This window comes from Thalassotalea euphylliae (assembly GCF_003390335.1).
GTDB classification, from domain to species: domain Bacteria; phylum Pseudomonadota; class Gammaproteobacteria; order Enterobacterales; family Alteromonadaceae; genus Thalassotalea_F; species Thalassotalea_F euphylliae_B.
The window spans coordinates 3387943-3408402 of sequence record NZ_QUOU01000001.1; the positions used below are offsets into that span (position 1 = coordinate 3387943).

17 protein-coding genes are annotated in these 20460 nt (G+C 45.0%); 7 read left to right on the forward strand and 10 right to left on the reverse strand.

The window, feature by feature from the left end:
* Nucleotides 1-164: 164 nt before the first annotated feature.
* The 5 genes from DXX93_RS14880 to DXX93_RS14900 all read right to left on the reverse strand — a co-directional run bounded on the left by DXX93_RS14880 (nucleotide 165) and on the right by DXX93_RS14900 (nucleotide 6156).
* Nucleotides 165-1070, reverse strand: coding sequence for a histone deacetylase family protein (locus DXX93_RS14880; RefSeq protein WP_258872677.1), 906 nt, complete (start codon nucleotides 1068-1070; stop codon nucleotides 165-167).
* 30 nt (nucleotides 1071-1100) lie between these two features.
* Entirely contained in the window at nucleotides 1101-1922 is an 822-nt protein-coding gene (gene kdsB, locus DXX93_RS14885; protein WP_116008784.1) for a 3-deoxy-manno-octulosonate cytidylyltransferase, read from the reverse strand.
* A gap of 33 nt (nucleotides 1923-1955) precedes the next feature.
* Nucleotides 1956-2138 (reverse strand): Trm112 family protein, encoded by a 183-nt coding sequence (locus DXX93_RS14890; RefSeq protein WP_116008785.1) that lies wholly within the window; start codon nucleotides 2136-2138, stop codon nucleotides 1956-1958.
* 77 nt (nucleotides 2139-2215) lie between these two features.
* On the reverse strand, nucleotides 2216-3301 hold the full coding sequence (gene lpxK, locus DXX93_RS14895; protein WP_116008786.1) for a tetraacyldisaccharide 4'-kinase: 1086 nt from the start codon (nucleotides 3299-3301) through the stop codon (nucleotides 2216-2218).
* Between the two features lie 206 nt (nucleotides 3302-3507).
* The gene (locus DXX93_RS14900; protein ID WP_116008787.1) at nucleotides 3508-6156 is read right to left on the reverse strand and encodes a DNA internalization-related competence protein ComEC/Rec2; all 2649 of its coding nucleotides are present in this window, start codon (nucleotides 6154-6156) and stop codon (nucleotides 3508-3510) included.
* 36 nt (nucleotides 6157-6192) lie between these two features.
* On the opposite strand from DXX93_RS14900, the gene DXX93_RS14905 reads away from it, so the two are divergent.
* Complete coding sequence (locus DXX93_RS14905) at nucleotides 6193-6702, forward strand: DUF2062 domain-containing protein (RefSeq protein WP_116008788.1); 510 nt, start codon at nucleotides 6193-6195, stop codon at nucleotides 6700-6702.
* A 102-nt stretch (nucleotides 6703-6804) separates the two neighbouring features.
* Here DXX93_RS14905 and lolE read toward each other — a convergent pair whose 3' ends face one another.
* The 3 genes from lolE to DXX93_RS14920 all read right to left on the reverse strand — a co-directional run bounded on the left by lolE (nucleotide 6805) and on the right by DXX93_RS14920 (nucleotide 10152).
* The gene (gene lolE / locus DXX93_RS14910; protein ID WP_116008789.1) at nucleotides 6805-8112 is read right to left on the reverse strand and encodes a lipoprotein-releasing ABC transporter permease subunit LolE; all 1308 of its coding nucleotides are present in this window, start codon (nucleotides 8110-8112) and stop codon (nucleotides 6805-6807) included.
* A gap of 65 nt (nucleotides 8113-8177) precedes the next feature.
* Nucleotides 8178-8888 (reverse strand): lipoprotein-releasing ABC transporter ATP-binding protein LolD, encoded by a 711-nt coding sequence (lolD, locus tag DXX93_RS14915; protein WP_116008790.1) that lies wholly within the window; start codon nucleotides 8886-8888, stop codon nucleotides 8178-8180.
* Complete coding sequence (locus tag DXX93_RS14920; protein ID WP_258872678.1) at nucleotides 8881-10152, reverse strand: lipoprotein-releasing ABC transporter permease subunit; 1272 nt, start codon at nucleotides 10150-10152, stop codon at nucleotides 8881-8883. Before DXX93_RS14920 ends, lolD begins: the two co-directional genes overlap by 8 nt.
* A 303-nt stretch (nucleotides 10153-10455) precedes the next feature.
* Here DXX93_RS14920 and DXX93_RS14925 point away from each other — a divergent pair, with 303 nt between their 5' ends.
* The 3 genes from DXX93_RS14925 to DXX93_RS14935 all read left to right on the forward strand — a co-directional run bounded on the left by DXX93_RS14925 (nucleotide 10456) and on the right by DXX93_RS14935 (nucleotide 12893).
* Nucleotides 10456-11100 (forward strand): PilZ domain-containing protein, encoded by a 645-nt coding sequence (locus DXX93_RS14925; protein ID WP_116008792.1) that lies wholly within the window; start codon nucleotides 10456-10458, stop codon nucleotides 11098-11100.
* A gap of 146 nt (nucleotides 11101-11246) precedes the next feature.
* Nucleotides 11247-11963 (forward strand): DUF4124 domain-containing protein, encoded by a 717-nt coding sequence (locus DXX93_RS14930; protein ID WP_116008793.1) that lies wholly within the window; start codon nucleotides 11247-11249, stop codon nucleotides 11961-11963.
* Between the two features lie 90 nt (nucleotides 11964-12053).
* The gene (locus DXX93_RS14935) at nucleotides 12054-12893 is read left to right on the forward strand and encodes a DUF4124 domain-containing protein (RefSeq protein ID WP_116008794.1); all 840 of its coding nucleotides are present in this window, start codon (nucleotides 12054-12056) and stop codon (nucleotides 12891-12893) included.
* A 138-nt stretch (nucleotides 12894-13031) separates the two neighbouring features.
* On the opposite strand, the gene DXX93_RS14940 is transcribed toward DXX93_RS14935, so the two are convergent.
* Nucleotides 13032-13946 (reverse strand): hypothetical protein, encoded by a 915-nt coding sequence (locus tag DXX93_RS14940; RefSeq protein WP_116008795.1) that lies wholly within the window; start codon nucleotides 13944-13946, stop codon nucleotides 13032-13034.
* Between the two features lie 374 nt (nucleotides 13947-14320).
* Here DXX93_RS14940 and DXX93_RS14950 point away from each other — a divergent pair, with 374 nt between their 5' ends.
* From DXX93_RS14950 to DXX93_RS14960, 3 genes are all read left to right on the forward strand, one after another.
* Complete coding sequence (locus DXX93_RS14950; RefSeq protein ID WP_116008797.1) at nucleotides 14321-17260, forward strand: PKD domain-containing protein; 2940 nt, start codon at nucleotides 14321-14323, stop codon at nucleotides 17258-17260.
* Nucleotides 17261-17366: 106 nt separating this feature from the next.
* Nucleotides 17367-18767, forward strand: coding sequence for a PKD domain-containing protein (locus DXX93_RS14955; protein ID WP_116008798.1), 1401 nt, complete (start codon nucleotides 17367-17369; stop codon nucleotides 18765-18767).
* A gap of 44 nt (nucleotides 18768-18811) precedes the next feature.
* Nucleotides 18812-19120, forward strand: a complete 309-nt coding sequence (locus DXX93_RS14960; RefSeq protein ID WP_116008799.1) for a hypothetical protein — start codon at nucleotides 18812-18814, stop codon at nucleotides 19118-19120.
* A 125-nt stretch (nucleotides 19121-19245) separates the two neighbouring features.
* Here the strand turns inward: DXX93_RS14960 and DXX93_RS14965 are convergent, their stop codons facing one another.
* A complete protein-coding gene (locus DXX93_RS14965; protein WP_116008800.1) occupies nucleotides 19246-20457 on the reverse strand; it encodes a PQQ-dependent sugar dehydrogenase in 1212 nt (403 codons plus the stop codon).
* Nucleotides 20458-20460: the final 3 nt, after the last annotated feature.

Below are 20460 nucleotides of genomic sequence, written 5' to 3' on the forward strand. Positions count from 1 at the left end.
ATGCGGCTTACTTTATTTACTTTATAAAGCCTTTAGAATAGCCAATAAAATAGAATCTGTTTTTATTTTTTGTTAAGAATAAACGAGGTTTTTGGGAAAGGAATATTGAAAGTGTCGTACAATCAATAAGCTATTAGCCAATACGCCATCAGGCAGTTAGCGATTCAGCGGCTGCGATAACAAGCATTGGCCGCTTCCACCACAATAGCATGACGCTCGGCTAAACGTTGGTGATCTTTATCATAACCACCACCAATGACAGTTGCGATAGGAATACCGCGTGCCAAGCATGTATCAATTACATAATGATCTCGCTGATAAATGCCTTGCCAGCTAATATCGAGTCGGCCTAAGGCATCATTTTGCCAAACATCAACCCCCGCATCATAAAGCACTAAATCTGGTTTTTGCTCAGAGATAAGTTGCTCAAGGGTATCGCGCACAACGCCTAGGTAGGCTTGATCATCAAGCCCAATAGCTAAGCCAATATCTAAATCGCTGGCAGATTTTCGAAACGGGAAGTTCTTTTCACAATGAATTGAACAGGTAAAGGCGTTAGGTTCATCGGCTAATATGCTGGCCGTGCCATCCCCTTGATGTACGTCTAGATCAAAAATCAAAATACGCTTAACAGCTTTTTCCGCTAATAAGGTTTTTGCGGCGTAGGCAAGATCATTGACCATACAAAACCCAGAGCCAAAATCGTAATGGGCATGATGCGTACCGCCCGCAAGATGACACGCCAAGCCAGTTCTCAGTGCAACTCTCGCCGTTAGCAACGTGCCATTAGGTGCAGTTAAAGTACGGGTAATCAGCCCTTGGCTCCACGGTAAGCCAATACGTCGCCACGCTTTTTCGTCTAAACCGTTATCACATAATCCCTGCAAATAGTCTTGAGCATGTGCAATCGTTAAGTCACTCACGCTCGCCTGTTTGGGACGAATAATATTAGCTTTGGCGATACCCGTTTTGACTAAATGTTGATGCAACCGAGCAAACTTTGACATCACAAAGCGATGTTCAGTCGGAAAGTCGCACGAATAGTTGTCGTGATAGATAAGAGGTAACAAAACGGTTGCTCGCGGCTTGTAGGTGTAGCGCTAGCTTAGCCCCTCGTCCGTTAAGGTTGAGGCATATGCTTGGGCTTTCGCTAGGTCTTGAGGTGTATCAACCCCCTCCACTGGCGTGCGGCTTTGCGCTACCGCCACGTGAATTTTTTCACCTTGCCATAGCACGCGCAGCTGCTCTAGCGATTCAATTTTTTCTAAATTGCTCGCAGGCCAACTGACATAGTCGCTAATAAAGCCAGCACGATAAGCATAGATACCAATATGGCGTAGGTAGAAATCACCGATTTCAGCCGGTAGTTCGTTCGCTTTTTCTGATTGAGCATTGGCTGCCAAAAAGCGCTCGCGATCATACGGAATAGTGGCGCGGCTAAAATACAGCGCGTAGCCGTCTTTATCCGTTAACACTTTGACGGCGTTGGGATTAAATGCCTCTTCCGCATCATGAATATGCACCGCTAGGGTTGCCATGCGGGCTCTTGATTGTTGTTCGCTCGACTGTGATGCAAGATTTTTGGCCACTTGCGCAATATTTTCAGCCGGAATAAACGGCTCATCCCCTTGCACATTAACGATGACTTGCTCTGGCGGGAATTGATATTGCTCAACCACTTCGGCTAGGCGCTCAGTACCTGATTGATGATCGGCACGTGTGCGACATACTTCACCACCAAACCCTTCTACGACCTTAGCCACTTCGTCGTTATCTGTTGCAATAATCACTTTCTCTGCGCCACTCGCTTGCGCTTTTTCGGCAACCCACTGGATCATGGGTTTACCTGCGATATCTGCCAGCACTTTACCGGGTAAGCGCGATGATTCGTAACGAGCAGGAATAATAACGACAAATGACATAGGCAATCTCTGTTTTTTTTTTGAACGTGTTGGTTAGTTTTCTACTGATTCTAAGCGGCGTGCTTCGTTTTCCAGTAATACCGGAATATCGTTTTCAATGGGATAGGCAACACGGTCAAACTTACAAATCAGCTCGTTGTTGTCTTTGTCTAACGTGAGCTTGCCTTTGCAAATCGGGCAGGCAAGAATTTCCATTAATTTAATATCAAAAGCCATAATTTTCTCTTACTTTCTTTCATTGTATTTCAATCGTAAACGGGAACACGCTCAAAAAGCGAACATGCTTATACAGTTTAGCAAGTACTCACTAAGCGCTTGAGTTGCTGGTGTAAAAGCTCAGCATCAGTCACTTCAAACGTGGCATTAACGGCTAAATACCACCAATTTTCTTGTGCAAAGGCTTGGCATTTTACCGCGTCTTTTTCTGTCATCACCAAGGGCATCGAAGCCGATAATTCGGTTAGCTCTTGGGCAGTAAATGCGTGATGATCAACAAACCCCTGCGCTTTATTTAGCGTAAGTTTACACTGCTCAAGCGTGGTAAAAAAGCGCGCCGGATCGCCAATTGCCGCTATCGCATTTACTGTCGAGTTAATTTCGATAAACTCATCGACACCAATAGCTTCACCTGTCGCCAAATTTATAAACTGACTAGGCGCCAAATCCATCGCTAACACAGGTGTGGTTAACCCAGAAAAGTCATCTGCGTTTTGAACATTATTTTCTTGGCTGCTTGATGGTTTATGTGCTGCGCCAGTATCAGCCTCAGACTTGCCGTTGACGACGATAAAATCGACTGAGCTTAACCGCCATTTCCCCTCTCGAAGCGGGCCAGCGGGTAAGAGTAAACCATTGCCAAATTTGCGTTTGCCATCAACCACTATCACTTCCGCATTTCGCTTCATTTTATAGTGCTGCAAGCCATCGTCAGCGAGCACTAACTGACAGCCTTGCTCGGCTAGCAAGGCTATGGATGCAATGCGATCTGAGCCCACAGCAATCGGCACACCAGAGCGGTCGAAAATCATTTGCGGCTCATCACCAGCTTGAGCAGCCGTGCTATATTCATTGATTAAATAAGGATAATGCGGCGCTTTACCGCCATAGCCTCTGCTGATAATACCGACCTTAATGCCCAGCCGTTCACACTGCTCAATCAAATAAAGTGTCAGTGGTGTTTTGCCATTGCCACCAATGCCGATGTTGCCAATCACCATCACTGGCAATGCAGGGCTTGTCGACGATTTAACACCGCAGCGATAAAGAAAGCGTCGAAGCGACGTAATTAACCAAAATAAAGCCGTTAATGGCAATAACAGGGGGACTAATGCCCATTTGGCGGGATGGCGATAAAACCAGACTTTTTCAATTAAGCGCATAAAGCTTGGCTACCTTACTTGGCCGTTTGTTAATAGCGCATGGCATGAGTGTTTTAAAGATAAGTAGGCTGGGTTGCACGCTAAGAACAAATTGAAGGCAGACATAACAGCATATTAATTCGGTGAATCTCGCTATTGTAGCGACAATCTCCCCCCTAACCAACTGATAAACCATTAATCGCTTGCGGGTTTCATCATTATTCGTGCTAATTGTTAAACCAATACGGTGAAATATCAGCGCGATAGGTGTGAACTTGCCAGTACCTTTGTCCTGCTGACGCATCTGTTGAAATGCTAAATTGCACTAAACCGTCTTGTGCCGTCGAAAAAACCTGCGTATTTGCGTCCTGATATCGAGCAAGTACTTGCTGATTCGGCATTTTCCATTGATTCAAATAGCCAGCACTAAATACCACAGCCTTGGCCTCAAGGTGTTTGATAAAGTCTTTTGAAGACGAGGATTTAGAGCCATGATGCGGCGCTATCACAATATCAGAAGCTAAGTTTGAGGCTGTGGTCTCGCGAATAAGTGCTCGCTCCACTTTCTTAGTAATATCGCCGGTAAGCAGCACCGAGGTTTTGCCGTCAGAAACACGAATAACACACGAGTCATCATTATGCGCTGCGGCAAGTGTTTTCGGCCATAACATAGTCAAGGTTAAACCTTGCCACGCTAGTGTTTTGCCTTGCTGACAAGGCTCTTTTTCAGTGCCAGTAGCTGTTGCGACAGTGAATTCACCATTAAATACAAGCTTAGCATCTGGATATGCGGTGATGACTTGTGGAGCGCCTGCAGCGTGATCGCTATCGTCATGACTAATGATGAGATAATCTAAAGTTAAACCTTGGTGCTTGAGATAAGGCAGCACAGCTTGTTTAGCAAGATTGAAGCCACTGGGGTAAACATTACCTGTGTCATACAAAATCGCCTTGTCACCTTGGCTGATAACAACCGCTAGCCCTTGGCCGACATCAAGCACAGTCACTTGCCATTGGCGTTTGGGGGCAGGCACATAACCCGATAGCAGCGCAATAGCCCCCACCGCTACCCCAGTTGTTAGCAAGGTCTTATTTGGCATAAATGCCTTAATTCCCTCTCCCTTTGCCTGCTGATGGTGACTTCGATGTTGCCATTTAGGAGTGAATATTTTAGGAGTGAGTATTTTAGGAGTGAATAGAGTCAGCAAAATAAGCAGTAAAACAACTAAGCAAATTAACAAGGTTTGCTCGCTCGATAAGGCCAGTGACGCATTGGGCGTTGCAGATACCCAGCATAAAAACAGCCAGAGCCATTCCAGCGTCATATTAGCGACACCAGCAACTAGGCCAAAGAGGGTTTCGCTAAGCGCTAACAGCACCATAGCAATAAACAAGAGCGGCATCACCAAAAGGCCAACAAGTGGCAAGGCAATACTATTTGCCAGCACACTCATTGTTGACACTTGCCCAAATAACAAAGCAGTAACTGGCATTAACAACACCACAATACCCAATTGAATCAGCATAAACCCCACCACTTTCTGTACCGTTTTATTGACCACTTGCTTGAGCATTTTCTCTGGCTTTTTCTTTTGCGGTGTTGGGAGGCTTTGCGGTACTTTGCCGAGCCAAAACCCAAAGCGCCAATAAACTAGCATAATGGCAGCTACCGCCAAATAAGAGAGCCAAAAACTCGCGCTGTAAACGCTTGACGGGATTAAGAGAATGGTCACGACCACACTGAGCAACATAAGGCGTGTCGGCGACAACCTGATGGGTAAAAGCTGACCCGCAGCTAACAACAAAAAGAAAATTAAGGCACGTACGGTTGGAATGGAAAAACCCGCAAGGTAGCAATAAAACACGGCGACAATCGCGCTAAAAGCCAAGGTGAAAAATTGCGTATAGCGTTTGGTCAGCCACTGCTGCACATTTGGCGAAAAGAGGTGAAAAGGGATCGCTCTGCGCACTACCGCGGAGCAAAAGTAAGCAATCACCACCACAAGCCCAACATGCAAACCAGAAATGGCGACCAGATGCTGAGTCCCTGTCGCTTGCAATACTTGCCAGATCTGCTCATCAAATAAAGCGCGTTCGCCAAATAACAAGGCGAGTATCAACGCTTGGTGACTAAAGCCCTCGGTCAGTCGCATCACGCGCTGATAAAGCCGCTCTCGCACTGAATTACCCACCTTAACGTGTTTAAAGGCGGTTATTTGTGCAAGTTGTGGCTGCGGCTCTGTCGAATGCTGAATGCTTTCTACGTTTTGAGCGACAGTTTTTTGCCTAGTAACAACATAGCCTGTCGCGTGAACGCCATTTGCTCTGAGCCAACGTTGATAATTAAAGCTTCCTTGATTTGCTAACCCGTGAGCGGGCTTTATTTTAATGTTGGTGCTGAGTAGATCCCCTTGCTGCAATAACAATGGCAATTCAGCTTGGTTTGATGACTGGCCTGCCTGCTTGTCTGCTTGTTTGTCTGTAGTTTTGCCATAGGCCAAGTTGCGCCAATTCAACCGAACTTTAATAGCGCGAGGAAGGGATTGTTGGTTAATTTCGATAATGCGAGCGGTAAACCTTAACCCAGATTGAGTGGTTACTGGTATATCTATAACCTCAAGTAAGACTGGATGTTGCTGGCGAAAAAACTGCTCAGTGTGTATCTCGTTATCGGCCCAAATCGTATTGTAAGCATCGCCGTGGTTAAGTATCCACAATGCGCCAATCATAATACACATCAGTGTTCGCCACTGGCTTACCAGCAACCCGAACAGGGTTACAATTATCAACAAACATTCATAAAAAAGCGCTGGTACTTGCGGGGGCAAAAGTGCCAAAATAGCCCCCACGCTGAAGCCGAGTAGCCACCTATCCATAGTGGTTTATCTAAAGTCCATTAGTTGTAGTAATTTATGCCCAAAAAAGTCATCAAACGTATCATGCCGGATCATCATACGATTAAGTCCAACAAGCACTTAAAAATTTTTGGTGACCTATTGCACAACGCCAATTTATGGCACTTAAACAGGCGCAGCGTTGCTAAAGCCTTTGCCGTTGGATTGTTCTTCGCGTTTATTCCAGTGCCGTTTCAAATGCTCTTGGCGGCAGGTACAGCTATTATAGTACATTCCAATCTACCGCTTTCGATTGGTCTGGTGTGGATCACTAACCCCTTTACCATGCCTGCCATTTTTTACGGCTGTTATGTTGTCGGCACTTGGGTGATCGGTGCGCAAGAGCAAGCATTTAACTTTGAAGCTTCCTGGCAGTGGGTTGTCGATAGCTTACAAACTATAGGGCCAGCATTTTTAGTCGGCTGTGGTGTATTAGCCGTAGCCTTCGCGATTATTGGCTACTTTGGTATTCAGCTCCTGTGGCGCTACTCGGTAGCAAAAGAATGGAAAAAGCGCACCTATCGCTAACGGCTAAACGCCAGACAAAGTAAAAGTTAAGAAAAAGCCGTCAACCACAGGGGTGATTGACGGCTTTTTTATTGATTAAATTTTTATTGATATCAGAAATAACTACGACTGGCCAAGGACCTGTGCAGGGTCAACTTTAGCTGCCTGCCACGCAGGGTAGATAGTGGCAAGTACGCTTAGCACCATCGCAACACCTGCGGTTAAGTAAACTTCATTAAGGTTTAATACCGAAGGCAAATAATTGACAAAGTAGACATCGCCAGACAAAAATTTTGTCCCGAGAAGCTGCTCTACACCAGCGACGATATCGGTCAAATACAGAGCTAAGTAACTCCCAATCACAGCGCCAGATAAGGCGCCAAGAATACCATTACTCATTCCTTGCATAACAAACACTGTCATAATTTGGCGGTGACTCGCGCCCATGGTTTTGAGAATCGCAATATCACTCTGCTTTTCTTTGACCACCATAATTAACGTTGAAACTATGTTAAAGCTCGCCACAGCAATCACGATCACCATGACAATAAACATCACCGTTCGCACTAACTGAATGTCGTTAAACAAATGCCCTTGCGTGTATGTCCAATCGTAAATATAGACATAGTGATTGAAGCGGTAAGCAAGGTCACGAGCAATATTGTTGGCGGCAAACACATCGGTAACTTTAAGCCGTAGCCCTTGCACTGTATCGCTCTCAAAGCCTTGCACTTTGGCAGCTGCTGACAATGGTAAATACGCTAACGTATCATCAATCGTACCGCCAAAACGAAAAATTGCACTGACCACCACGTTTAAGCGTTTCGGTGCGCTAAAACGTTGTCGGTTACTTTGTTCGCCAGATTGTTGAGGTAATAGTACTTGTAGCTTATCACCGGTTTTTACACTCAACTGCTTAGCGACACCTGCGCCCAGCACAATTGGAATGCCCTGTTTTTTCGCACCTTGTTTCTCACCTGGAGTTGCCGCTGATGCCGCTTGCTCATGTGACTTAAACCACTGCCCCTCCACAATATAATCGTCAATATCGCTGACCAGTGTTTCTAATTTGGCATCTACACCGCGCACTTCCACCGCTTTCAGCGCGGATTTATATTGCAACATACCGGTTAACTTGATCACTGGCGCGACGGCGATGACTTCTGGATGGGTCTGCATTTGCTGGGCACCTTGCTGCCAATCGTTGATCGGCTCATTGACGGCAATCAGCTCCGCGTGCGGCACAATAGATAACAGCTTGTCAGCGAGTACTTTCTCAAAACCATTCATGGCAGAAAGCACCATGATCAGCACCGCAACACCAATAGCGATACCTAAGGTTGAAGCAGCAGAAATAAACTTGGCAAAACCTTTACCACGACGGCTGCGAATATAACGCAAGCCAACAAATAAACTCAGTGGCTGAAACAACGAATTATCCTCTAACGTTCATTGTGATGGGGCTAGCATAAGAGATTAATACTTAACACTATTGGCTAGCCTAGCTGGCTTGTCTCGGCGACTGGCGCGACAAGTGAGGCCAACTTACCGTGGTCTAAACGCAGCTGCCTATCCATTTTCGCCGCCAGCGACAAATCGTGCGTAACAATCACAAAACTTATCCCCAATGAGGCATTTAATGACTTTATCAGCTGAAAAATTTGCTGCGCCGTGTCGAAGTCCAAGTTGCCTGTTGGCTCGTCAGCGAGCACCAAAGCAGGCTCAGTTACCAATGCCCGGGCAATGGCGACACGTTGGCGCTCACCACCCGATAACTGTGACGGGCGATGGCTTAAACGATGCGCTAAGCCGACCTTGACTAACATGGCTTTTGCTTTGTCTTGCGCTGTTTTGGCTGGCTCACCCGCAATCATCAAGGGCATCGCAACATTTTCAAGCGCACTAAATTCCATCATTAAGTGATGAAACTGGTAAATAAAGCCAATGTGTTGATTGCGGAATTGGGCTTTTTGCTTGTCGCTTAACTTAAAAATATCTGTCCCTTGAATCATCACTTGGCCGCCAGTTGGCGTATCCAATGCGCCCGCAAGGTGTAAAAAGGTACTTTTACCGCAGCCTGAACTCCCAACAATCGCCAGTAATTCACCTCGTTTCACGTCGAGCTCTAGCCCAGACAATACATCGGTGCTTCCCTCGCCCTCCTGATAGCTTTTTGACAGGTGACGACATTGCAGAACACTACTCATTTCTTAATACCTCAGCAGGTAGGGTTTGACTGGCGCGATAGGCCGGATAAAGGGTGGCAACAAAACTCATGACAAAAGCGCCGATAACAATCACACCAACGTCTGACCAAGCTAATACAATAGGCAAGGTCTGGCTAACATAGCCAGCGCCAAAAAGATTAATGCCGAACAAGCTCAGCATAGGGTTCAAGGTAAAGGTCAGCAAAAGCCCCAAGCCCGTGCCTAACATTACGCCCCATGCGCCGTTCACCATGCCTTGGGTAATAAAGATTTGCACAATGCCCGCTTTATTGAGCCCCATGGTTTGCAAAATGCTGATCTCACCTTGTTTATCATTAACGACCATAACAAGTGCTGACACAATGTTAAAAGCCGCGACAGCAACAATTAACCCGAGCATTAGCCACATCATGTTCTTTTCCATTTTTACTGCGGAGAACAAGGTGCCTTGGCTTTGTTGCCAGGTGGTCATCTCGAGTGTTGGCCACTGCGCTTCTAGTTTGGGCATCAACTGGGTAACGTCAAACGCATCGTGCAAATAAATACGCAGTAGCTGATTTTCACTGCCTTTTTTACGCATAATTTTACGGGCATCAGCTTGATGCAAGTACACCACAGTATCATCCACTTGCGAGCCTAAATTAAACACCCCTGCCACCTTAAAATTGCGCTGCAGGGGAACGCGCCCCATGGGCGTAAACATGGTACGACTGGGTAAAATCAAGCGTATATTATCGCCAATATTGGCGTTGAGTTTTCGCGCTAAAGCTTGGCCAATTACCAATTGGTACTGGCCGGGTGATAAATCAGACAAACTGCCGGCAATCATATGAGATGCGATGATGGAGTCTTGCTCTAAGCCCGGGTTAATCCCTTGCACTAAAATACCCGACATCCCAGAGGCTGACTGCACTAAGGCCTCGGTTTCTTCCAATGGCGTAACTCTGGCCACTTCCGGCAAGGTCAATAGCGATTGCCGGACGCTATCATCATCGGGGGAGGTTGCCACTGTGATATGAGGCACTAAACCGAGCACGCGCGTTTTTAGTTCGTTCTCAAAGCCGTTCATTACCGAAACGACAGTGATAAGCGAAGCAACGCCCAATAAAATGCCTGCAATAGAGAAAAAGGTAATAAAGGAAACAAAGCCTGTTCGACTTCGACTTTGGCTATACCTCAAGCCAATAAACCAATTCACCGGTTGGAACATATTAGTTTTGTGTGTCCATTTTATTTGTTTTCTGAATACGCTAGAACTCAGCATGTCATCAAGCGCCCTGCTTTAGTCCGGCATAACATAGAAACATAGTTTGGTGCAGAGCATATCACACTGCCTCAAGTCAGCCTACCTAGCCGCGACCTAGCTAAGAGCCACTTGTTTGGCACTTACCTTACTGAGCTATGGATGGGGTATGAGTGACAAATTCCTCGAAAAAGTTCAATAAATATAGAATACTAATAGCTACAGGTAAGATAACGCACGCCGCGCGCAAGCACCATGCAGTTCTTAAAAGCTGGACTTTAAAAGTTGTTAGGTCAGCACTAGCTCGCGCAATAAGGTAAACACATGAGCACACAAATCATCCCGCCAGATTTACAAACGAAGTTGCAACAATTTGATGAATTCTTCTCCATCGAACATCAATTCAACATTAACTTAACCCCGATAGCGGCGCATCAAGCCAGCAGCTTTGACGCCTTTATGGCAGGTATGCCGTTGCCGTTTAAAATGGCGAGCGACATGGTCTCTATCGATCAGGCGGCGATTCGCTCTATTCAGGGGTTAGGCGCTGTCGCCTCGCAGCTGTCAGATTTTCTCAATCATCAGGCACATAAAATCGACTTACTCGTCGGCTATATTTTAAGCCAACAAGACGAGCCAGCAATGCGCTATCAAGGTATTCGCTTTGGCGGCGGCGGAGTGATTTTTACCAGTGCTCAAACCCTTGCGGTTGGCCAGCGCCTCGAAATGAAAATTTTCTTGTTGGAAGAAAATTGCGCTGTTTACTGCATTGGCGAACTCGTTGAAGTTATGCCCCTGGAGAACGACGTGGCCGAACACACCACGCAACAAGCCGAGCAGGCCTACAAGGTGGTTTTTGAACATATTCGCGAAGAAGATCAAGAAACCTTAGTGCGTCACAGTTTGCACCAGCAATCTAAACAACTTCAAGCACTTGCGCAAAAGCGCCGCGAGCAAAACAAGGGATAAACGCGCGCCCAAGTCGAGTTAAAAAATTTGCATGTAAACCATTGAAGCCTAGGCTAAACAGGGGTAACATTTTGTCCAAATTATAAACATATCTGACCACTGGTACCCTGCCTTAGCCAGAGGCCTCAGTTAAAGGACTAACTCACATGCCGATCAAGCGGTTTGTCGCACTGCTCGCCCTGATACTCATGTCGTTTTCTGCACACAGCAAAGTATATCAATGCACTGATGCTAATGGCGCTGTCGTATTCCAAGGGACACCGTGTGCTCAAGAAGCCCAAGAAACTGAACTTTACAAAGCCAAACAAGGTAAATTTGGCTTTCACCCTTCATGGTTTGTCTCACCGCGAGTTGGTGGTGCGGTTGCGCGCTGCACCGACACTGGCTGTGTATGTAAAGACAACACCTACGCATACCAACAAAACCTAAACACGCGCTTGTTAAATGCAATGTCGTCACTACAAGGCTCGTGGCGTTATTACCAAATGATGTTTGATCGCTATATCAAAGTGCAGAAAAACGGCAAAGCCAGTGGTTTAAAGAAAAGCCTAGACGACGCGGCGTGTCGTGTTGCCGTTAACCAAAAAACTATCGAGCTTTATTACCAAGAAGTTTCCGACAGCATCATCAACGAACACGAAATGGCATCCTCTGCGGTGAATCGCATCAACGACCAATGCAGGCAGCCTAATGAAACGGGATGGACAAACAGTGACCGTGCCAAGGCTTGGGTAAAATGTAGAGACCGCAACCGCAAAGCACACAATCAAGCCAACCGCCTGAAACGCGAATATTCCGGTTATTATTTTTCCCTGATGCAAGAGCGAAAAAAGCTGTTTAGTCCGCGCAGCCAAGCGCGTTAACTCAGTAATCATTACTTAAAGACACAGCGTAAAGACGAAAGCCTAAAAACAAACACACAAAAACAACAATAATGACAAAGGTGCGCCAACATGAAAACCGCTCATATTTTGAGGCTTAATCTATGCCTCACACTAAGCCTGAGCTTGAGCCTAGGCATAGCCTTTAGCACCAGCGCCCAAATTTACAAGTGGGTCGACAAAGACGGTAATACGCACTTTTCACAAACCCCACCACCAGACTTAAAAGAAGAAATGGAAGAGCTCAACATTGGCGTTCAACCCAAGCGCGCCAAGCAAGCAAGTGTCGACACCTATTTTGAAGGTGCCTGGTGGTCAATGACCGCAAAAGGTCTGCGCACGCTATTTTTGCACAGCAATGGATTATTTGAAATTCATCGTTGGTCAGCAAGCCACGGACAGTTAGACACGTTATTCAGTGGCCGCTGGCGAGAAGACAATCAAGACATCATCCTAACCTACACGCGCGATAGCAAAAATCCACAAAATAGCGATAGGGTTGGCGTTTCAGAAAAGCTTAACGTCAGCTCGTTAAACCATACGCGCATGAGTGTCATTACTCCCGACAACCGCACGCAAAATTACCTGCGCGTTAATGGTGAAAGCTTTACCAAAAGCTACCGCAAAGAGCTAATGATGGGCGATTGGTACGATAAAAAAGGTAAACGACTTGAATTGTCTTGGGGTGAATTCAAAGTGGCAGAGCACAACCACAGTAAATCCTTGGCAGAAGGTAACTGGGATTTAGCTGGTGAAGAGCTCACCTTAGAGTATGTGTTTGATTTTGAAAAACACGCTCAAGGGAGAATCGGCACGTTACAAACGTGGCGCGTAGAAACCTTAGATGAAAATAATATGGTACTGCGCCATGCTCACAACCCCATACTTTGGCATTTCAAGAAAAAATCCTAAGTAGCGCTTTGAGCGATAAACAAAGCTAGGCTTTAGCCAGAAAAAAGATGAACTAAAAAAGCTGGCGATAACACCATGCGATTTTTCCATCACATCGTTGTAGAAGTTCATTTCGATAACTGTTGAAATTTAATGTGGTCATTCTGACTCTCTTGAATCGGCAATAGCTTTACTAATTTTTTCTTGTACCCGTCTTAAATTGGTATCACCAAATGCAAAAGGCCCAGGACTGGTTGCATCGCCGTCATGGTGTGCAGTAAGCCAATATCCCTTGGCATGACCTGTTGTTCCAATTTTTAACATCATTACCCCTATCCACTCTTCACCATTGAAATCAGCAGTAATTTTGTAATGCATTGCAGCAAAACCATTTAGATATTTACCAGTTGCTTTAAAAATGCCGATATAATCTGCATTTTCGCCGTCAAGACTATTGGTGTAAATATTAGTGATCATTTCGATATCATTACCACTAATAGCCACTTCGACATTTTCAAATTTGTACGAATATAGCTGTGTATGAAAATCACTAAGCCCTTCAACATTTGAAATATCATAATCAGTACCAAAGCCAGCGAAGTTGCCTGTGTGACGAAGAAAGTAGGTTTCCGAGTTTTTTAAGTAAAGGGCAAAGGTTAACGTCATAAGTGTCAGTATAACGAGTGACCAAGCATACTTAATGTTGCGTTTTTTGCTATTAGGTGCCGCTGATTTTGGGGATATATTATCGGTTTGCATCGAGCAAGAGCTATTTTCTTGAGCCTCAACTTTTTCAACCTGCTGAGGTTCATTTTCAGCTAACTCAATATCAACATCGAAAATATCTGACTGCGTGGTTATAGGGTGCCAGCTGTGAACGGTTTCAATTGGAACATCTAAAAAATTGGCTAATCGATCTACGTGAAGATCTGAAAGCGGCTTCGATAAAACTCGATAATAGGATGAACTGGAAACGCAGAGCAGATCATAAACAAAGGTCATCTTTACGCCTTTTTTTCTGCACATGTCGGCTATTTTACTTTTTAGAATTGATTGCTCTTGCTTTTCATTCATGAAGACGTCCTTATCACGACATTAACGATTTTAAACGAGTAAATCGTAACAAATGAAAGGGGCAAGACAAAGCCGACATTGTTGAGTATTAGCCTGTAATAATTCGCATTCTCTTATCAGACTCAGTGAAACCTAGTGAATCACTCTCATTAATTACCCAGTATTTTCCCAGTGTATTCCCATTTTCCCAAATTTTTACCATAGTTTTTAACTATTTGAATTTTAATGCTTTTAACTCTTGAAACAAGGTGGTTTTCAAGGGTAATAATAGTTGTAATTTTAATGTGAGTGAATAGCGTTTTATCAGCGAAAACGCGCTCAAATATTGCACTTTTTAATATCTCAGCATGAATCATAAAAAAGGATGAAAATATATGATTAAACTTTCAAAATCGCTAGTAGCTGTTGCACTGAGTAGTTATTTGTCGGCGTGTGGCTCTTCATCTGATGATGACGCTTCTGCGGTGGTTGAGCCAGCGAACCAAGCACCTATTATTTCTTTGGAAGCCGTGACGGGGCAAGAAAAGCAGCCTATCGAGGTGAGTGCTAATGTTAGTGATGATGGCACTATCGCTAGTTATCAATGGTCACAAGTCAGCGGTAGTGAGGTTGCCCTAAGTGGTGCCGATTCAACCACGATAAGCTTTACGGCCCCCGCCGTTGATAGCCCGCAAGATCTTATCTTTGCGCTCACCGCGACCGATGACCAAGGGCTTTCAAGTCGGGCTGAAGTGACAGTGGCAATCACACAACATTTGATCAGCTTGACCATTGATGGCATCGCCACGGATTCGCCGATTGCCAATGCCGACATTAATGTGCAGGTAGGAGAGCAAACATTCAGCACAAACGCTGATGCAGTGGGCCAGTACAGTATTGAACTGCAAGTTGATGATGACTTAACCAAGGGGATGGTACAGATAAATGCTCAAGGCAAAGAAGCGCAGGCGGTAGCTCATCTGAGCTCTATTGTCGGTACATTTGAAGCGTTAAGTGTACAAGCAGGCGATGATAATATATTGCAGAGCACAGAGAACTTTGCCGTTAATGTCACCAATTTATCGACCGCCAAAGTGGCTTTGATGAGCAAAGCCAACGGCGGTCAGGCGATTTTAACCAACGGCAAAATCGCAGAGCTAGCTAGCAGTTTAGATGCTAACCGCTTATTAGAAGTTGCTACTGCCATCAAGGTAGTTATTGATAAAGCGGCTAACAACCCCGACTTAGCCTTGCCTGAAGGCATTGACAATACGCTAGCACTGTTAGCAAGCGATAGCGCGTTAAGCGATTATATTACTCAGGTGAAAGACTCTGCTGAATTTGCCGAAGCCGCCGAGGAGATGTTAGCGGATAGCAACATCACGAATGCGAATATCAATGAAGCAGTTAAAGCTTATTATATCAGCGCTTGTAACTCGTGCAGTGGTGAGTACTTCGAGATGTCAGCAACCGATAATACAGGTAAGTTTTACGATCCGGAGGGGAGCCATACCGTGACGTTTAACCATGCCAATAATCAATTGTTGTTGGACTTTTCTGCCGCTGATCGCACACAAATATCTTTTCCAGTTGAAGTTGTTAACGGTGTCTCACAGCAGGTTGAAGCGCACAGAAAAACCGATAATATCAGCTACACCGTTGTCAGTAGTGATAACTACGGCGTTATTTTTACCAAACGAGTGTCGGGCATCACTACTTACCCAAATGGCGAATTCGACGATATTCCCTTTGAATACGAAGACCAAGTAAGTGCCACACCAGCAGATCGCATACAAGCCATTAATTTAACGTCAGAAGGTGGTGTGTTTTCACTGCCTTTGCCTAGCATCCCCTTTGAAGATCGTGAAAAAGGTTACATTTACGCTGATAACTTTACCCTAAACGATGATGGTACAGGCCACGCCGAAAATATTGATATGGATTTGACTTGGCAGTTAGGAGTTAGAGCAGGTTCGGCTCACGGCCAAACTGAGCTCAATATCACCTTGGCAGATAATCGCCAACTTTGGTATAGCCAGTTAAATCAGGGACAAAGTGTGCAGAGCTTTGGCGTATTGGTCGAAACTGAGTCCGAGTCTGAGCCTCAGTCTTATGGTACTGCTGGTATAGGCAAACTGCTTGATGATAACAGCAAATTTGACTTAGCCAAGGTGCCGGGAATATACGCGCTTAATTTTGGCAACGACGGTATTGATCAGTTTTGGTGGGAACTATGGCCAACAGGTGAAGCTTATACCTTTAGTACTCGCGACCGTAATGAAGATGGCCAGCTAAGTGCAGATGAAGTCGGCGTTCAATACGGAGAATGGCGTATTAACGAGCAAGGTCGACTGTCGATAACGCGTTATTTATTTGCCGACAATCGCACTGAACCTGGCTGTTTTAGCCTTAGTCATGGCTGCTATTTTTTCCACAACCGCGACTGGCAATTATTAGCACAAGACGAGCAGCTTATCTACATCACTAACACCCATCACTTTGATCGTGATGCCGATGGTGAATTTGAATATATCTCGTTTGACAACCGCAAAGTGCGTAAAGCTGATGAGCGTCCGGTATTAGTACAATTACCTGAAAGCTCATATTATCCAGCGATGCCGCCAATGGCGTTAACGGGATTATTAGCCGTCGACAATTATCTTAACAAACCCTTGTATGCCGTTGATAGTGATTATTATGACGGTCAAACAGAATACGTCACTCAATTGACTTTTAAAAGCGATAACAGCTATCAGTGGATATATGATGAAGAAAACACCGAAATAGGTGAGTATCAGGTGTTTGCCGACCAATCCATTGCTATGGTAAATACCTCGGTCAGTGTTCGAGATCACAGTCAGTTTGGTTTTTTATTGGCTGATGATGAAGTGACACTTGCAGCGCGACAAGATGAAACTGAGGTGATTTTTAGCGAGCAAACGGCAGCTCAAACTTATGCCGATAATATTGGTGCTAGACTGCCAGCTGCGCCATTTTCTAGCCTTTTTGGCAAGCAATTGGTGCTGATTGACTATGAAGATGGTGCCATCGAGCCCACTTACTTTAGCATGGTTGATGACACTAGCATTGTTTTTTACAGCGACAGTAGCTTTGACCAAGTGGCATTAACAACCGCTATAGTAACCAATCAAGATGGCAGTATTAGCTTAGATGGCAACAAATTGTTTATTGCCTTGGCGAGCAGTGCCTTTGGTGTAATTGCGACTGATGAGGGTGACGGTAGACGTGTTCATTTAACCTATTTTATGGATGATGTTGATGCTGCCAAACGCCTAGTAAGCAACTTGAACCAATTAGGTATTTATCATCAATAGGTAGCATGGTTTTGCGCCGAGGCCTTAATCTTGTATTAGACAAAAGGCCTTAGCGTTAACTGAACAACCTTTATAAGTGAATATAATCTAATGCTTGAGGTGTGATATGAGCAAACTGATATTCCTACTCATGCTATCCTTATTAGTCTCATCTTGTGGTAGCGGTGGCCGTTCAGACTCTTCACAGCCTGAAACTATAGCGTTGACACCAAAAATTGAATTACTTAATAGTGACACTATCAAGGGTGATCGTATTCAACTGTCAGGCGCCAAAAGTGAAGGAAGTGGTGCCTTGAGTTATTTATGGCAGCTGACCAGTAAACCATCTGACAGCCAAGTATCACTATTCAACGATACGAGCCAAGACATTGAATTCATTGCTGACAGTTCAGGTGCTTATGAGGTGATGTTAACGATTAGCGCCAACAATCGTTCACAGACTGCTTCACTGACAGTGAATGTTGCCGCCAATCAAAATCCTGTAATTAACATTGACTATTCTGACGACCTTACTTCACTGCTTGCTGGTGAAACGCTATCGCTAAATGCCCAACTATCAAACGATCCGGAGCAACGAGAGTTAAGTTACCTTTGGCAGTTTGTATCGCAACCAGAATTAAGCAGCTTACCAAGCACAACCAACGATTACCTAGACTTTACACCTTTAGTACGGGGTGATTACTCAATACAGCTGTCTGTGTCTGATGGACATAATACTGCCACTCAAGCATTCGAATACAAAGCAATTGAGACACGTACCACCCTCGTACCTAACTCAAATGCTAGCTTATCAGCGAGAGAACAAGTCGAAGCCGTTTTTGGTGAGGGCAGTTTAGATTTACCAGAAACTCACGATGCCGAGCATTTAGCTATTGCAACAGGCAGCGATATTGGCGATCACTTTAGCTTTGCACTTCACTTGGCAGAAGACGGTGACCGAGATATTCCAAAAGCGCAAACAGATAGACAACGCAGTGAAATAAAAACATACCGCAATAGCCCTGAGGAGCTGACCTGTAAGCAAGGTGAAGCAATGTCTGTCTTTTGGCAGTTCAAAGCGGATGACATAGGATTAAGTTACTCGTTTTCGCACCTGTTTCAAATAAAAGGTGACGCTGATCACCCACTACTAACGTTTACTGCTCGGCGCGTCGCTAATGAAAATAATGCATTAAGAATATTACATAGCGAGCAAGATACCGTATTAGCTGAGATTGATTGGGAATTAATCAAAGAGCGTTGGCTTGATGCCCGTATTGATTTCTCATGTCAAAACGATGGTTATGTGAAGGTCGTTATTGCGGAAGTTGCTACTCAAAAAGAGCTTGTATCAGTAGATATACCAGAGCTTGATATGTGGCAAGATATCACGCTCGATAAACTGGGGTTTAAATTTGGCCTATACCGAAGGGTTAAACTCAATGCTGATGACGAGCAATTTAGAGAGGGCTTAAATTCATTAGTTGATAAGGTGTATGTGGGCGCGATACGAATAGAGACACATTAAGCTAGCTCACAGTTAAACGAAACTTTTTAAATGGGAAGATTAAAATGTTGAACTCGTTATTGAAAGCTCATTGGCTAGCGCTTGGGTTTAGTGCATTCATCTCAGCTTGTTCCACTTCTCCCCATTTGAATCACGGAGATTACAGCACTCATTTTACTTGTACAGATAAAGAGAAAAAAAATGAGTATTTCTTCGTCAATAAATTCTATTTTCCACCCACGCCACAAGATAAAGAAAATGAGCTCCCATTATTAAAGCTGGGAATGGAAAAAGAGCTGAAAATGACGTTATATGATTGCAAAGAAGTATCGGATGAATACGTGCCCGATGATCTCTACTTGCCAAAAACTTAGCGGAAAAGCCCAAGAAAATAATTAATGAAAACGCCAACCTTGCTTTTTTCAGCTCTTCTCAATTGCTGGCTAACCATCAGTCAGCTATTCATCGACAAAATTTACATAGCATAGCTCAATCGACACTACTTGGCTGAGATCAGCAGTAATGTTGCCTCCGCACCATCAGTTAATACGGCAATAGCGCCCGACTCAGCCACATACACATCACGTAAGCGTCCTGCGATATCGGGAAAGACATGCGATTGTGTAAACTTGCCATCACTAAGGTTGACCGCATAGAGTTTTCTGTCGACTAAAGTGGAGATCAATGTTTGCTGCTGCAATGACGCAAATGGCTTGTGACTACTCGCATAATACGCCATGCCCGATGGCGCGATTGATGGCGTCCAATCTACGCTCGGTAATTTCATGCCGGGGTATTGTGTAAACGGCGAAATTCTCGCTTGCGAATAGTCTTTCCCGTAAGTGATCACAGGCCAGCCGTAATTGGCACCAGCGATGATGTAATTGAGCTCGTCACCGCCTGCGGGGCCGTGTTCGTGGCTGACAATTTGCTGGCGGTCGGTATCGTAAATTAGCCCTTGGGTGTTGCGATGACCAATTGAATAAAGTGCGCGCGTGGCAGTATTTTGATCATTGGCAAATGGGTTATCTTGAGGAATGCTACCATCTAAATTGATGCGTAACAGCTTACCTAATTGACTCGTTTTTACTTGCGCTTGCTCTCGGTAATCAAAGCCGTCACCACTGGCGAAGAGCATAGTATTATCGGGCAGTATTAACGCGCGGCCAGCATAGTGCTGCGGTGTGCCTTTGTCAGTGGCCACTTGATAAATAATTTCGGGTGTGGAAAAACCCGTGCCGTCAAATATCGCTTTGGCGATCACCAAACGGTTTGCGTTAAGCTCACCTTGTGCATAAGTGAAAAACACCGCTTTGGAAGCATTAAAATCAGGTGCTAAAACTATATCGAGTAAGCCTCCTTGCCCTGCATGGTACAGGCCGTCAAACGCAACTTTTACACGCGCTTGGCTCTCACCTTTTACCACTACGACATGACCGTCGCGTTCGGTAATTAACCAAGTATTATCCGGGAGCTGCACCATGCTCCAAGGTGACTTTAATTCAGTAGCTATGGTGGTAATGGCATACGCTTCTGTCGGGAGTGTTTGCGCCGCTTCGACAGAGGGGGCCGTCTCTGCTAATGCCGAAGTCGACCAAAGTGAGCTTACTGCGAGCAAAGCACTGAGCAAAACACCAAGTGAAGCGCCGGTATGCGCAGAGAGAAATTGTTTACGGTGCAAGCCTTTGGTAGGGTAAGAAAAAAGCTTCATGTT